The sequence below is a fragment of the Streptomyces sp. NPDC002845 genome (genome assembly GCF_053591955.1).
The window spans coordinates 30504-43319 of sequence record NZ_JBSFUU010000048.1; the positions used below are offsets into that span (position 1 = coordinate 30504).

Genomic DNA, 12816 nt, shown 5'->3' on the forward strand with positions numbered 1-12816 from the left:
GCTCACTCCTTCAACTCCGCCGCCATGTCGGTCATGTCGACCTCGCGCGTGCGGAAGAGCGCGGTGACGACGGCGAAGCCCACCGCCATCTCGACCGCCATGACGGTCACCGCGATGACGACCAGCACCTGCCCGTCCGCCGCGGCCGGGGCGATGTAGTGCCAGACGGCCGCCGCGCCGACGATCACCCCGCCCAGCATCAGTTCGAGCCCCATCATCAGCATCACGATGGACTGCTGGGTCAGCGCGCCGAACAGCCCGATGCTGAACAGCGCGGCCCCGAGCAGCAGAAGGAGTTCCAGGGTCATCGGCCGACCCCTCCCCGGGCGGGGTCCGCGGCACGGCGCGCGGCGAGGTCGTCGCCGAACCGGTCGTACCGCCCGCGCCCGGTGGCCAGGACGACGGTGCCCACGATGGTGGCGAACAGGGCCATGCCCAAGGTCATCATGGTGAGCATCTGCGGCCCCATGAGTGATATGCCCAGGGACTTGGTGGCGTCGCCGGGGGGCTCGCCCCGGCGTTCGGGCCAAGGAGTGAGCAGGATGCCGGCGGCGAGCGCTGCGAAGACGGCCACGCAGATCACGGCCGCGCCCTTGGTGTTGTGGACCATGGTCATCGGCATGAGCCCGGCCGGGTTCATCATGTACATCACCATGAAGACGGCCATGATGGCCATCTCGATCGTCATCATGAGCACGATCACGACGCCCAGGTAGTCGAGGCCCAGCAGCAGGACCTCACCTCCCACACAGAGCATCGAGGTGAGAAGCGCGTATGTCGCCCGGGCCATGGAGTCGAAGCGGAACACCATGACACCGGTGGCGACGGCGAGCACGGCCAGCACCCAGAAGATCACGTCCGTGAGCATGCGCGGCGGCCTCCGGTCTCAGCGGTTCTCTCCACGGTCAGCGGTTCAGTACGACAACGGCGACGACGAGCGCCTGTACGAGCACCAGCGGCACGAGCACGATCCACGCCAGCTCCATGTAGCGGTCCATCCGCAGCGCGGGCACCAGACGCCGGCCCGCGACGAGCACACCCAGCACCACCGCCGTCTTGACCAGCGTCCAGAGCCAGCCGGGCAGCAGCGGACCGTGCCCGCCCCCGAGGAACAGCGGGACACTGAACCCGGCGGTCACCACCAGCAGCACCCACCGGCCCCCGAGCAGCATCAGCCGGTCCACGCCGGACAGTTCGGCGGCCGCCCCGCCCGCGATGTCGCGCCCGGTCGGCTGGTCGAACGGCCCCCAGAACGACATGGCCAGCGCGCTCGCCAGGTAGACGAGGAACGCCACAGGCATCCACACCACGAACCACAGCCCCTGCTGGGCGTCGACCAGCTCACCCACCCGCAGCGACTCGGCGCCGAGCGCGGCGGTGGTGATGGCGAGCATGTGCGGCAGCTCGTACGCCAGCCCCTGGGCGAGGAACCGGTACCCGCCGATCAACGACAGCACCGAGTTCGGCCCCCACCCCGCCAGCCACACCGCGGCCCAGGCCAGCGCCTCCATGGCGTTGAACCACACGATCCCGACGTCGGGATCGCTCACCGAGGTGAAGCCCAGCGGCAGCACGACGGCGGCCAGGACGGCGGCGACGGGGACCAGGACGACGCCGGTCCTGCCGAGCGCGCGGTCGGCGGCGGTCGTACGCCTCGGCTGCTGGACGAGCAGACGCAGGGACTCGCGGAGCGGTTCGGCGGCGTGGGTCAGGAGACGCCGGGGCGAGGTGATCCGTCCCTGGTGCGCCGAGGAGGACAGGACGGCATCGAAGGCGGCGGTCACGAGGGCCGCGCCCGTCAGTGCCACGGGCAGCACGAGGACTGACCACAGGGGCGCGGTGTCAGCCATGCGTCACTCCCGGGGCCGGTACGGCGACCGCCAGCTCGTCGATGTCCGGATCGAGGCTCGCCACGATGAGCCGCGCGGTCGCGAACTCGGCGCCCCGCAGCAGCTCCACAAGCGCGTCGAGCAGGGCCGCGGACGGCGGACGCGGCCCGTCGACCCGGCCCCGCGGCCCCATCACGTCGCCGTCTCCCAGCGGTGCCGCGTCGTCGAACTCGCCCACGGACCGGGCCACTTCGTCGAGCCAGACACGCACCCGGTCGTGCACGTCACCGCCCGCGACGAGCCCCGGCCCCGAGATGCCCAACTCCTGGGCGCGGGCGGCGGGGAGGGGACCGAGCCCGACCGTGAGCCAGCGCAGTGTCCGTGAGCGCGACACCTGACGTACCAACCTGAGCAGGTCGTCGGAGGAGTACGGGTCTGTCACCCCGTCCGCCAGGACCAGGTCCCGCAGCCGTCGCGCGCGGGCCGCGGCGTCCCGCCAACCGGCCACGGCGAGGAACCGCCCGAGGCTGTCCAAGTGCGCCGCGCACCGGCGGCGGGCCGCCTCCCCGCGCGTCACGTCCTCGCCACGGGCAGCCCGCAGCCAGGGCTCGTTCCAGAACGGGGCACGCCCGGCGCGTACGGCGAGGTGATCGGCCTCTGCCTCCTGGATGACGTCGCCCTGCAGCGCCGTACGCAGGACCAGGCCGCACGGCCAGTCGTTGAGGGCGGGGCCGAGCGGCACATGGAGCAGGTCGAGGCGGAGCCCGTCGCGGTCGTCGGCGCGGTCGGCCATGGGGAGCCCGGCGACCTCCATGCCGCCCATGTCGTGTCCCGCATGGTCACCGGCGTGGTCGCCGTCCATGTCGTGCCCGGGGTGCTCGTCGTGGGATGCGTGACCGTGATGCTGGTGAGAGTCCCCCTCGGTGTCCCCCTCGGTATCCCGTGCGGAGGAGTGCCCCGGCGGCGGCGCGGGCGAGGCCAGGTGTGACGCGGCCGCGTCCAGTTGGCGCGCCATGCGCTCCGGTGCGTACAGGTCGACCCGCTCCCTGGGAGCCGGCATCTGCCCCCACACGGCCTCCAGCCACCCCGTGTCGGCGTCGGTGCCGGTGCCTGGCGCTCCCACGACGACCAACAGGTCGGCGGCGGCGGGCCCTTCGACCAGCGGCCACCCGCGGCGGCGCAGTTCGCGCTCGGCGGCCAGCCGGTCGGCACTCGCCCCGGGCCAGGTCACGAGCAGGACGCCCGGACGGGCCAGGGCCGTACGCCGCACAGCGTCTCTCAGGCCCATCGGAACGCGCCCTCGCGCCAGGCGTACGCCACACCCGCGAACAGGATCCCGAGGAACAGGAACATCTCGACGACGGCGCTGGTCCCGACCTCGGACACCACCCTCACCCACGGGTACATGAACAGCATCTCCATGTCGAAGGCGAGGAAGACCATGGTGACGGGGTACCAGCGCACATGGAAACGGGAGAAGGCATGTTCGCGCGGCGCCGAACCCCCGCTGAACGGTCCTGTCTCCAACACCTTCTGACCTGCGGTCAGCCACGCGCCCCACCCGTACAGGAGCGCGACCCCTCCGGCGAGCACTCCCAGGAGGATCAGCACCGGCTGCCATTCGTTCATCGGACCATGGTCCTTCCCCGGGAGGGTGAGGGCCCGCAGACGCGCCCGAACGGGCGGGGAGTCGGCAGCCGGCCGGTGACGCCGAGGGTGACGTGGCGATCGGAGACAATCGTGCCGCCCCGCATTACGGTGTGGACGACTCCGACGACCGCGGAGCCCACCCCGGAATCGCCCCCACGCGTCCACCGACGGAGCCCTCGCGGAGGCCCCAGCCGATGACCGTCACCACTCCGCCCACCCGGCCCTCCGTGATCGTCGTGCTCACCGATCAGCAGCGGTGGGACACGACGGGCGTGCACGGCAACCGGGCCGATGTGACACCGGAGTTCGACCGGATCGCCCACGAGGGCACGCACGTGGAACAGGCGATCACGCCCAACCCCGTCTGTGCGCCCGCACGTTCGTCCTTGCAGACCGGCAGGTACCCGACATCGACGGGGGTATTCCGCAACGGGCTCCCGCTGCGGACGGACATCCCCACGCTGGCCGGGGTGTTCGCGGAGGCGGGATATGTGACGGGCTACATCGGCAAGTGGCACCTGGCGGGCGGCGACCGGCCGCACGGCCCCGTGCCGCCCGAACTGCGTGGTGGCTACCAGGAGTGGCTCGCCTCCGACCGGCTGGAGTTCACCTCGGACGCGTACCGCACGGTGGTGTACGACGGTGCCGGGAAGCCGGTGCGGCTCCCGGGCTACCGCTCCGACGCCCTGGTCGACGCCGCGATCCGCTTCGTCGCCGATCACCACGGCCGCCCGTTCCTGCTGTTCCTCTCCCTCCTGGAGCCGCACCACCAGAACGCCACCGACGACTACCCGGCGCCCGACGGCTACCGCGAGCGCTACCAGGGCGGTTGGCTGCCCCCGGACCTGGCGGCCCTGAGCCCGAACGCACCGCAGGGCGGCGCCCACCGCCACCTGGGCGGCTACCTCGGCCAGATCAAACGCGTCGACGAAGGCGTCGGCCGACTGCGCGACGCGCTGCGCAGCCTCGGCATCACCGACGACACGGTGCTGGCCTGGACATCCGACCACGGCTCGCACTTCCGCACCCGCAACGACGAGTACAAGCGCTCCGCCCACGAGGCATCGGTACGCGTCCCGCTGGCCCTGACCGGGCCGGGCTTCACCGGCGGCGGCCGCATCCGCCACCCCGTCAGCACGGTCGACCTGGTCCCCACCCTGCTGGACGCCGCCGGCCTGCCCGTGCCCGACGGCGTACAGGGCCGCTCCTTCCTGCCACTGACCGGCGGCGGCACCGACCCCGGCCGCCCCGCCGGGGTCTACGTCCAGATCAGCGAGGACCACGTCGGCCGGGCGGTGCGCACGGACCGCTGGAAGTACGCCGTCACCGCACCCGACGCCGACGCCTGGGAGGAGCCCGGCGCGACCCGCTACGTGGAGACGGAACTGTACGACCTGCACGCCGACCCCTACGAGCTGGACAACCTCGCCGGCCGGACCTCCCACCGCGCCGTCGCCGACGAACTCCGCGAGGCCCTGCGGGCGTGGCTCAGACGCGCGGGCGAGGACGACGCGACCATCGAACCGGCACCCCGGCGCACCACCGCCCAGCGCAGGGCGGACGTGGTCGTCCCGTGGACTCGGGGCCGCTTCGGACATCAACCGGGGTAGCCCAGGTTGCGCACGTGCCACCACCGGATGGCCGATGCGGTTCCCCCCTGACGTCCGGCCGCGCGGGCACCACAACTGGTCGCAGGGGAGGTCCGGTTGATGACTGGCTGGATCGACACCCCTCCGCAGCGTGGGCAGGGGCATGCGTACGGCACACCGAACGGACGGGTCCCGCACTGCCCAGCGCATCTCGGCGGGCTCACCCGTCGACGGTGCCTGTCGCGACAACCGCGGCGCGATTCCCCCGTATCGAATGCGCCAGTTCCAGATCGGTGCATGTCCGCCTTGTTCGGCACTTCGGCACCCCTCAGCTTGTGCCGCTGCGCGGAGGCTGATGTGGCCGGACGCGTATCCGCTTTGGCATATTGGCACGTTGAGCCGGGCGCGCGAGTCCGCGCCGGTGATTGACGAGTCGACGGACACCCCACACCGAGGTTCACGGGGAGAGCGGTGCGCAGCAGGGCGAAGGAGATGCGGTACCTGATCGGCCGGCTCGCCGACGGGCTGAACCTGCCCGTCCCCGCGGACCCCGACGCGTTGTTCACCGCGCTGGTGGCCCAGGTCTCCGAGAGCAGGGGACGTGAAGTCGTCCTGCTCAAGGAGGAGTTCCCGCACCGGACCGCCACGGGCCTGTGGCTCGACCTGCCGGAGCGCGATGTCGTCGTCGTCGACAGGCGAGCGGCTCCCGTCCACCAGCTGGCGATCCTGTGCCACGAGATCTGGCACATGTTCAAGGGCGACTGCGGTCACCACGTCGAGGAGGCCAATGTCGCGGCACGGGTGCTGAGCCACCGGGCCGACCTGCGGCAGGCGGTGCGGGCCGTGGCCGCGCGCACCGAGTTCAACGAGCGCGCCGAACGGGACGCAGAGACCTTCGCCCTGCGGGCCGTGACGCACCTGAGAATCTGGCTGGAAGGGGAAGCCGGCAGCATCCCCGCCGACCGTACCCGGATCGCCGGCCGGATCGGCGTGTCACTGGGACACCGTCGGCCTCAGGGCTGAGCCATGGGCGACTGGACCTACTACCTGTCCGCCCTGGCCCTCTGGGTCGCCCTGGGCGTGAAACTGCCCGGACTGGCGAGGTCCTGGCGTGACCCGCTGGTCCGGCTGGTCTGCAGCGTGATCTTCTTCGGGGGCGCCGGGTTCTTCCTCGCCGCCCCGCCCACCGTCGCCGCGGTGAACCAGACGAGCGGCGTCCCGAACCTCGCGGCGCCCCTGACCTACGCCGTCATCAGCGCCTACAGCGCCTCCTGCCTGCTGCTGATCCTCCACTGGCGTGGGGGACCGGCCGATGACGTACACCGTCTCGCCCGACGCTGGAAGACCGGCTACGTCGTCGTGATCGCCCTGTTGATCACCCTCTTCGTGGTGGGGGACGCCCCCACCGAGCGGCGTACGGATCTCGACACCTACTACGCCACCACCCCGTGGATCGGGCAGATGGTCGTGCTGTACCTGCTCGGCCACATGACCGCCGCGGCCGCCGCCACGGCCCTGTGCTGGCGCTGGGCGTCGGAGGTCCACGGCTGGCTGCGGGCCGGTCTGCGGCTGCTCGTCCTCGGCTGGCTGCTGAACCTGTCCTTCAGCACCCTGAAACTGACCGCGGTGACGGCACGGTGGGCGGACAAGGACTGGGATGTGCTGAGCACTGTCCTGGCCCCGGGCCTCGTGGGCCTGGCCGCCGCCGTCGCCACCGTCGGCTTCACGCTGCCGCTGATCGGCCCGCGGCTCGTCGCGCTCTGGCGTGCCGCGGTGACCTGGAGACAGCTCGGCCCCCTGTGGCGCGAACTGAGCGGCGCCTCCCCGGACAGACCTCTGGCCGGGCCGATCCCCTGGTACTCCTCGTGCCAGGTCCGTCTCACCCGGCGGGAGGCGGGCATCCGGGACGGGCTGAACCTGGTCCGCCCGCATCTCGACGACCGGGTCCGCGACCACGCGCGGACAGCGGCCCTGGCCGCGGGCCACAGCGTCGAGGACGCCTCCCGCATCGGCCACGCGGCGATGATCGCCGCCGCCGTGCACGCCCACCGCGACGGCACCTCCGCACCACCCGCGGGCGCCCTGGACAGCACCGCCCGCCTCGCGGCGCGGGCCACCCTGGTGGGGGTGGCCCGCGTACTGAGTACGTCTCCCATCGTCGCCGCGGCCCGTGACGCCTCCGCGGTCCCCGTGGCCGCGGACGACGAAAGAACCCCGCTATGAGGCCCGCCGCCTCCCCACGGCGTGCCGCCCGCACGCCCACGCCCGCGACGGCCCCGGCCGGTGGCATCGAGGATGCCCGCCGCCGCGCCCCGACGGCGACGGCGCCTGTCCTGCCACGGCGCCCGCACCGGCCGTCACGCCGCCGAGACCGGCCCGCTCGTCCTGACGGGCTGCGGCTGGGCGGGCGGCACCGGACGACTCCCCTGAAGGCGGGCTGACGGCGTGGAGAGCGGCATCGTCTACTACATCCCCGGCGTCCTGCTCCTCCTCGCCGCCGTACTGAGGCTGTCGGCCGGCAGGGGAGTCTGGCGGGATCCCCTGGTCGCGGCGAGCAGCGCCATCCTGCTGATCGGCTCCGCCGTGTGTGTCCTGGCCGCCCCGCCCACGATCCGGCTGGTCAACGACGCGACCGGCGTCGCGAACGTCAGCGCCCCCCTGGTGTACGGGGGCATGACGGCGCTCAGCGCGGGCTACCTGATCCTGATGATCACCTGGAAGGGCGGGCCGCCGGAGCGCCAATGGCACGCCGCCCGGCTCGTGCTGGGCGTCTACGGGCTGGTCGTCGTGGGCATCTGGGTCCTGTTCGCGCTGGCAGACGTCCCCGTGGAACGGGCCCGGGACCTGGACACGTACTACGCCAACACGCCCTACATGCGCGAAATGATCGTGCTCTACCTGGTCGCGCACACCGCCGCCACCGTCGTCCTCGCCATCATGAGCGTGAGCTGGCTGCGGGAGGTGCACGGCGTGACCCGTGCCGGGCTGCTCCTGATCGTCGTCAGCCTCACGTTCGACGCGGGCTACCAGTTCGCCAAGTACGCGGCCATAGGCGCCCGTTGGACGGGCCACGACTGGGACGTCCTGTCCACCGACATCTCGCCGCCCCTGGTGATGGTCGCCGGGATCACCAGCGCCTGCGGATTCGCCCTTCCCCGCATCGGCCCCCCGGCCGTGGCCAACCTGCGTGCCTGGAGACGCTACCGGCAGCTGAGACCCCTCATGGCGGAACTGCACGCGCTGCGCGCACCGGCCACGGGGATCATCCGCTGGTGGGATCCGCCGGTCGTACGCCTGGCCCGGCAGGAGATCGCCATCTGGGACGGTGTCCTGGTCTGCTCGCCCTATCTCGACGACCAGGTGCGCACGACCGCGTACGCCAAGGCCTTGGCGCACCGTGCCACCGGTCGCGCGTCCGGCGTGCGATCGGCGGCCGGTACGGTCACGCGGTGGGTCCGCAAGGCGCCGCGGGCGTGCGCGGGGGACGACTCACCGCGGCACGTCGTGGACCACGCCACGGTGGTGGCCGAAGCGGCGATGCTGGCCGCGGCGGGTGTACGGGTGTCCCAGGACGCCGGCGCCGAGCCGCCCGCCGACGTGGGGACCCTGCGGTCCGTCTCGCAACCGCGGTTGATGGTGGGTCTGTCGCGAGCGCTGTCGTCGTCGCCGATCGTGGCGGAGGCGCGCCGGGAGGCTGCCCTGCGGATGGCGGTCAGCCGTGACTGACACCGGGGAAGGCGTCGTACCGCCGTAAGCACTGGTCAACTCCTCGGTCCGGCCTGAAGAATGGCCGCGTTGTGCCGGTTCACCGGCCGGTACGGCCTCGCAGACGAGTGGAGCGGTGACGCCTGCCGTCTGCCCCTCCCGCAACAGAAGAGAGTGCACCTGAATGTCGTCGTCCGACAGAACGGTTCCCCGCCGCAGCGCCGTTGTCATCGGAGGGGGCATGACGGGCATGCTCGCCGCGGCCACGCTCGCCGACCACGCCGACGTCACGGTCATCGAGCGCGACATGCTGCCCGACGGCCCGCAGCCCCGCAAGGGACTGCCGCAAGCCCGTCACGCGCACGTGCTGTGGTCCGGAGGCGTGAAGGCCCTGGAGGACCTCCTGCCCGGCATCGTCGACGAACTCGTCGGCCGCGGCGCGCTGAAAGCCCGCGTCATGACGGATCTCGTGTCCAAGGCGCCGTCCGGTCAGTGGTTCCGCAGGTTCACCCACGCCCGTCACACCAATCTCCTGTGCAGCCGCGACCTCCTCGACGCCGTGATCCGCGCCCGGATCCTGCGGGACCACCGCATCACCCTGCGCCAGCAGACCGAACTCGTCGCTCTGGAGGGCGGCGCGGACCGTGTCACCGGCGTCCGCGTCCGCACGGCACAGTCCGAGGCGTCCATCCCGGCCGCGCTGGTGATCGACGCGAGCGGTCGTGGCAGCCGAGCCCCCGTCTGGCTGCGGGAACTCGGTCTTCCGCCGGTCCAGGAGCGCACGGTCGACGCCGGCGTGGGCTACGCCAGCCGCGTGTACCGCGCCCCCGGCAGCGCCGCGGGCGGCTTTCCCATCGTCAATGTGCAGGCCGACCCCCGCCAGGCCCCCGGCCGCGGCGGCATCATCGTCCCGATCGAGGGCGGCCGCTGGCTCGTGACGCTCGCCGGCACCCGCGGCGGGCAACCCACCGGCGACAACGACGCGTTCGTACCGTTCGCCGAGAAACTTCCCCACCCCGTCATCGCCGAGCTGCTCGCGGGCGCCGAACCCGAAACCGATGTCGTCACCACCCGCAGCACCGCCAACAGACGGCGCTACTACGAGAAGGCCACCCGCTGGCCCGAGGGCTTCGCCGTCCTCGGCGACGCCGTCGCCGGCTACAACCCCGTCTACGGCCACGGGCTGAGCGCCATAGCCCAGAGCGTCATCGCCCTGCGCCGCATCCTGCGACGGCACGACCTCGGTGCACCCGGCACGTCCCGGAGCATCCAGCGGGCCGCGGCACGTCCCGTCGAGAACGCCTGGAGCCTGGCCGTGGGGCAGGACGTGTTCTACCCGGATGCCGGCGACCAGCCTCCGACCCGGCTGGAGAAGACCCTCGCCGCCTTCGTCGACAAAGCCGTCGACGCCGGCTCGCGCAACCCCCACGCCCTGCGCATCCTGCTGGACGTGATGAGCATGGAGAAGCCCCCGACCCGCCTGCTCATGCCCGACATGCTCGCCCTGGTCTACCTCGGCCGCAAGAAACCACTCCTGGACGGCCCGCCGCTGACGGAACACGAACGCCGGGCCGCCACAGCCTGAAGGTGACGCGGCCGACGCGTGAGAGGAACACGCGTGGGGGCAACGCGCGTGGGAGGAACGCCTGACATCGTCCGCATCGGAATGGTAAAAGCGATCATGACCAAGTTCCGCCATTTCCGCCCCCGTTCACGGCTCTGTTCCCGCCTGTGTTCCCGCCCGTGCTCTCGCACCGACCAGGCCCTCGCCCGATGACCGCGGGCATCGACACCCCGGACCGCCGCGGCCGTACCGGACTCGACCGCGTGGGCCGGGACCTCACCGGCAACCCGCGCGTCAAGGTGCGGGACGTCAGGCTCCTGTCCTGCCACTGGTACGTGGAGCGCAGCACGACCTTCGAGTTCCAGCACGCCGACGGCACCTGGAGCACCCAGGAGCGGGAGACCCACGACCGCGGCAACGGCGCCACTGTCCTCCTGTACGACACCGAGCGCGAAACCGTGCTGCTCACCCGGCAGTTCCGCTACCCGGTGTACGTCAACGGGCACCCCGACGGCATGCTGGTCGAGACACCGGGCGGGCTGCTCGACGACGAGGACGAGCACCCCGAGATCGCCGTCCGGCGCGAGGTGGTCGAGGAGACCGGACACACCATCGACGCGATCGAGCATGTCTTCGACGTCTATATGAGCCCCGGCTCCGTGACCGAGCGGGTGAGTTTCTACGCCGCCTCGTACGGCCCGTCGACCCGCACCCACGAGGGCGGGGGACTGGACGAGGAGGGCGAGGACATCGAGATCGTCGAACTGCCCTTCCGCCGGGCCCTGGAGATGGTCCGCACCGGCGAGATCGCCGACGCGAAGACCATCATGCTGTTGCAGTGGGCCGCCCTGGAAGGGCCGTTCAAGGCAGGGGGCGCCTGAGCCTCGATCAGTCAGGATGTGAGTGCCTCGGCCGCCACGGCGGCGACCGCTTCCGCGACGGCCGTGAGCGCGGGGGAGTCCAGCTTCCACTGCTGCCAGTACAGCGGAACGCGAACGTCCCGGTCCGGGGCGAGGCGGACGAGCCGGCCCGCGCCCAGCAGCGGCTCGGCCTGCACCGTGGGCACCATTCCCCAGCCCATCCCGCCGACGATGCACTCGACGAACGCTTCCGAGCTCGGTATGAAGTGCCGTACGGAGCTGGCCCGTTGCCCCCGTCTCAGCTTGCGGACGAACGCGTCCTGGAGGTCGTCCCGCCGGTCGAAGCACACGACCGGCGCATCGGCGATCACCTCCCGCAACGCGCCGCCGGACCCGACCCCGAGCCACCGCGCCGCGAAGGCGGGGGCGGCGACGGGGACGTACCGCATCCGCCCGAGCGCGCGGACCGAGCACCCGGCGACCGCGTCCGGCGACGAGGTGACCGCGGCCATCACCAGCCCCTCGCGCAGCAGCCGGGCCGTGTGGTCCTCGTCCTCGCGGTGCAGCTCGTAGCAGGGGCGCAGCTCCTGAGGCACACGGGTGAGGGCGGGCAGGAACCAGGTCGCCAGCGAGTCGGCGTTCACCGCGATCGACACACGCGTGCTCTCCTCGGAGCCGGTCATGCCGAGCGCGGAATGGGTGTCGTGTTCGAGGCGGGCCAGCTGGCGCGCGAACCGGACGATCACCTCTCCGGACTCGGTCGGCCGCACCGGTTTCGTACGGATGAGCAGCACGCGGCCGACACGCTGCTCCAGAGCCTTGACCCGCTGGCTGACCGCCGAGGGCGTCACATGCAGCGCACCGGCCGCCGCGTCGAACGTGCCCGCGTCCACCACGGCGAGCAGGGTACGCACCAGATCGAGCGGAAGCTGTGACATCACGAACGCTAATGATACGTAAGAATCTTTAGCTGTACTCGTGCCGCCGGAATTCCTAGCGTCGGTGGTGTGATCGACACAGTGACCGCCCTCGCCGCCGGCTTCGGTACCGGCCTCTCCCTCATCGTCGCCATCGGAGCCCAGAACGCGTTTGTGCTCCGCCAGGGCGTTCACCGGGACGCCGTCCTCCCGGTCGTGGGCATCTGCGCCGTCTCCGACGCCGTACTGATCATGCTTGGCGTCGGCGGGGTCGGTGCCGTCGTGGTGGCCTGGCCCGCGGCCCTGACCGCGGTGGGCCTTGCCGGGGGCGGCTTCCTCCTGGTCTACGGCGCCCTCGCCGCACGCCGGGTCCTGCGGCCGGGAGCCCTGCGGGTCGAGCCCGGCTCGGTCGGCTCACGGCGCGGCGCGGTCCTCACCTGCCTGGCGCTGACCTGGCTCAACCCCCACGTCTACCTCGACACCGTCTTCCTCCTCGGCTCCATCGCCGCCGACCGGGGTCCCCACCGCTGGACCTTCGGCCTCGGTGCCGCACTCGCCAGCCTGTGCTGGTTCGCCGCCCTGGGCCTCGGCGCCCGCCTGCTCAGCGGCTTCCTGGGCCGGCCGTCGTCGTGGCGGGTGCTGGACGGCCTGGTCGCCGTGACGATGCTCGTGCTCGGCGCCACGCTGATCGCCGGAGCGTAG

Annotated in this window: 14 protein-coding genes; 8 read left to right on the forward strand and 6 right to left on the reverse strand. The window is 72.0% G+C overall.

All coding sequences use genetic code 11. The features are described from left to right. Window positions 1–2 precede the first annotated feature (2 nt). From nuoK to ACWD3C_RS30075, 5 genes are read right to left on the reverse strand one after another with little or no spacing between them, the layout of a single operon-like run. Complete coding sequence (gene nuoK / locus ACWD3C_RS30055) at window positions 3–308, reverse strand: NADH-quinone oxidoreductase subunit NuoK (RefSeq protein WP_451149306.1); 306 nt, start codon at window positions 306–308, stop codon at window positions 3–5. Beyond that, window positions 305–868 carry an NADH-quinone oxidoreductase subunit J gene (locus tag ACWD3C_RS30060; protein ID WP_451149307.1) on the reverse strand — a complete coding sequence of 188 codons (564 nt, stop codon included), beginning with the start codon at window positions 866–868 and terminating at the stop codon, window positions 305–307. The genes nuoK and ACWD3C_RS30060 overlap by 4 nt, the downstream gene beginning before the upstream one ends. A gap of 37 nt (window positions 869–905) precedes the next feature. Beyond that, a complete protein-coding gene (locus ACWD3C_RS30065) occupies window positions 906–1850 on the reverse strand; it encodes an NADH-quinone oxidoreductase subunit H (protein WP_451149308.1) in 945 nt (314 codons plus the stop codon). Next, complete coding sequence (locus ACWD3C_RS30070; RefSeq protein WP_451149309.1) at window positions 1843–3117, reverse strand: hypothetical protein; 1275 nt, start codon at window positions 3115–3117, stop codon at window positions 1843–1845. The genes ACWD3C_RS30065 and ACWD3C_RS30070 overlap by 8 nt, the downstream gene beginning before the upstream one ends. Next, complete coding sequence (locus ACWD3C_RS30075) at window positions 3108–3458, reverse strand: NADH-quinone oxidoreductase subunit A (RefSeq protein WP_451149310.1); 351 nt, start codon at window positions 3456–3458, stop codon at window positions 3108–3110. Before ACWD3C_RS30075 ends, ACWD3C_RS30070 begins: the two co-directional genes overlap by 10 nt. 215 nt (window positions 3459–3673) lie before the next feature. Here ACWD3C_RS30075 and ACWD3C_RS30080 point away from each other — a divergent pair, with 215 nt between their 5' ends. The 7 genes from ACWD3C_RS30080 to ACWD3C_RS30110 all read left to right on the forward strand — a co-directional run bounded on the left by ACWD3C_RS30080 (window position 3674) and on the right by ACWD3C_RS30110 (window position 11218). After that, window positions 3674–5089, forward strand: coding sequence for a sulfatase-like hydrolase/transferase (locus tag ACWD3C_RS30080; protein WP_451149311.1), 1416 nt, complete (start codon window positions 3674–3676; stop codon window positions 5087–5089). 450 nt (window positions 5090–5539) lie between these two features. After that, window positions 5540–6091 carry a toxin-antitoxin system, toxin component gene (locus ACWD3C_RS30085; protein ID WP_451149312.1) on the forward strand — a complete coding sequence of 184 codons (552 nt, stop codon included), beginning with the start codon at window positions 5540–5542 and terminating at the stop codon, window positions 6089–6091. Window positions 6092–6094: 3 nt separating this feature from the next. Then, entirely contained in the window at window positions 6095–7291 is a 1197-nt protein-coding gene (locus tag ACWD3C_RS30090; protein WP_451149313.1) for an MAB_1171c family putative transporter, read from the forward strand. Between the two features lie 72 nt (window positions 7292–7363). Continuing rightward, complete coding sequence (locus tag ACWD3C_RS30095; RefSeq protein ID WP_451149314.1) at window positions 7364–7498, forward strand: hypothetical protein; 135 nt, start codon at window positions 7364–7366, stop codon at window positions 7496–7498. Window positions 7499–7513: 15 nt separating this feature from the next. Continuing rightward, a complete protein-coding gene (locus ACWD3C_RS30100; RefSeq protein WP_451149315.1) occupies window positions 7514–8794 on the forward strand; it encodes an MAB_1171c family putative transporter in 1281 nt (426 codons plus the stop codon). 163 nt (window positions 8795–8957) lie between these two features. Next, window positions 8958–10358: an FAD-dependent oxidoreductase gene (locus ACWD3C_RS30105; protein ID WP_451149316.1), complete on the forward strand. Its 1401-nt coding sequence runs from the start codon at window positions 8958–8960 to the stop codon at window positions 10356–10358. Window positions 10359–10546: 188 nt separating this feature from the next. Next, entirely contained in the window at window positions 10547–11218 is a 672-nt protein-coding gene (locus tag ACWD3C_RS30110) for an NUDIX domain-containing protein (protein WP_451149317.1), read from the forward strand. Between the two features lie 11 nt (window positions 11219–11229). Here ACWD3C_RS30110 and ACWD3C_RS30115 read toward each other — a convergent pair whose 3' ends face one another. Continuing rightward, window positions 11230–12138 carry a LysR family transcriptional regulator ArgP gene (locus ACWD3C_RS30115; protein WP_451149318.1) on the reverse strand — a complete coding sequence of 303 codons (909 nt, stop codon included), beginning with the start codon at window positions 12136–12138 and terminating at the stop codon, window positions 11230–11232. 66 nt (window positions 12139–12204) lie between these two features. On the opposite strand from ACWD3C_RS30115, the gene ACWD3C_RS30120 reads away from it, so the two are divergent. Then, the gene (locus ACWD3C_RS30120) at window positions 12205–12816 is read left to right on the forward strand and encodes a LysE/ArgO family amino acid transporter (RefSeq protein WP_451149319.1); all 612 of its coding nucleotides are present in this window, start codon (window positions 12205–12207) and stop codon (window positions 12814–12816) included.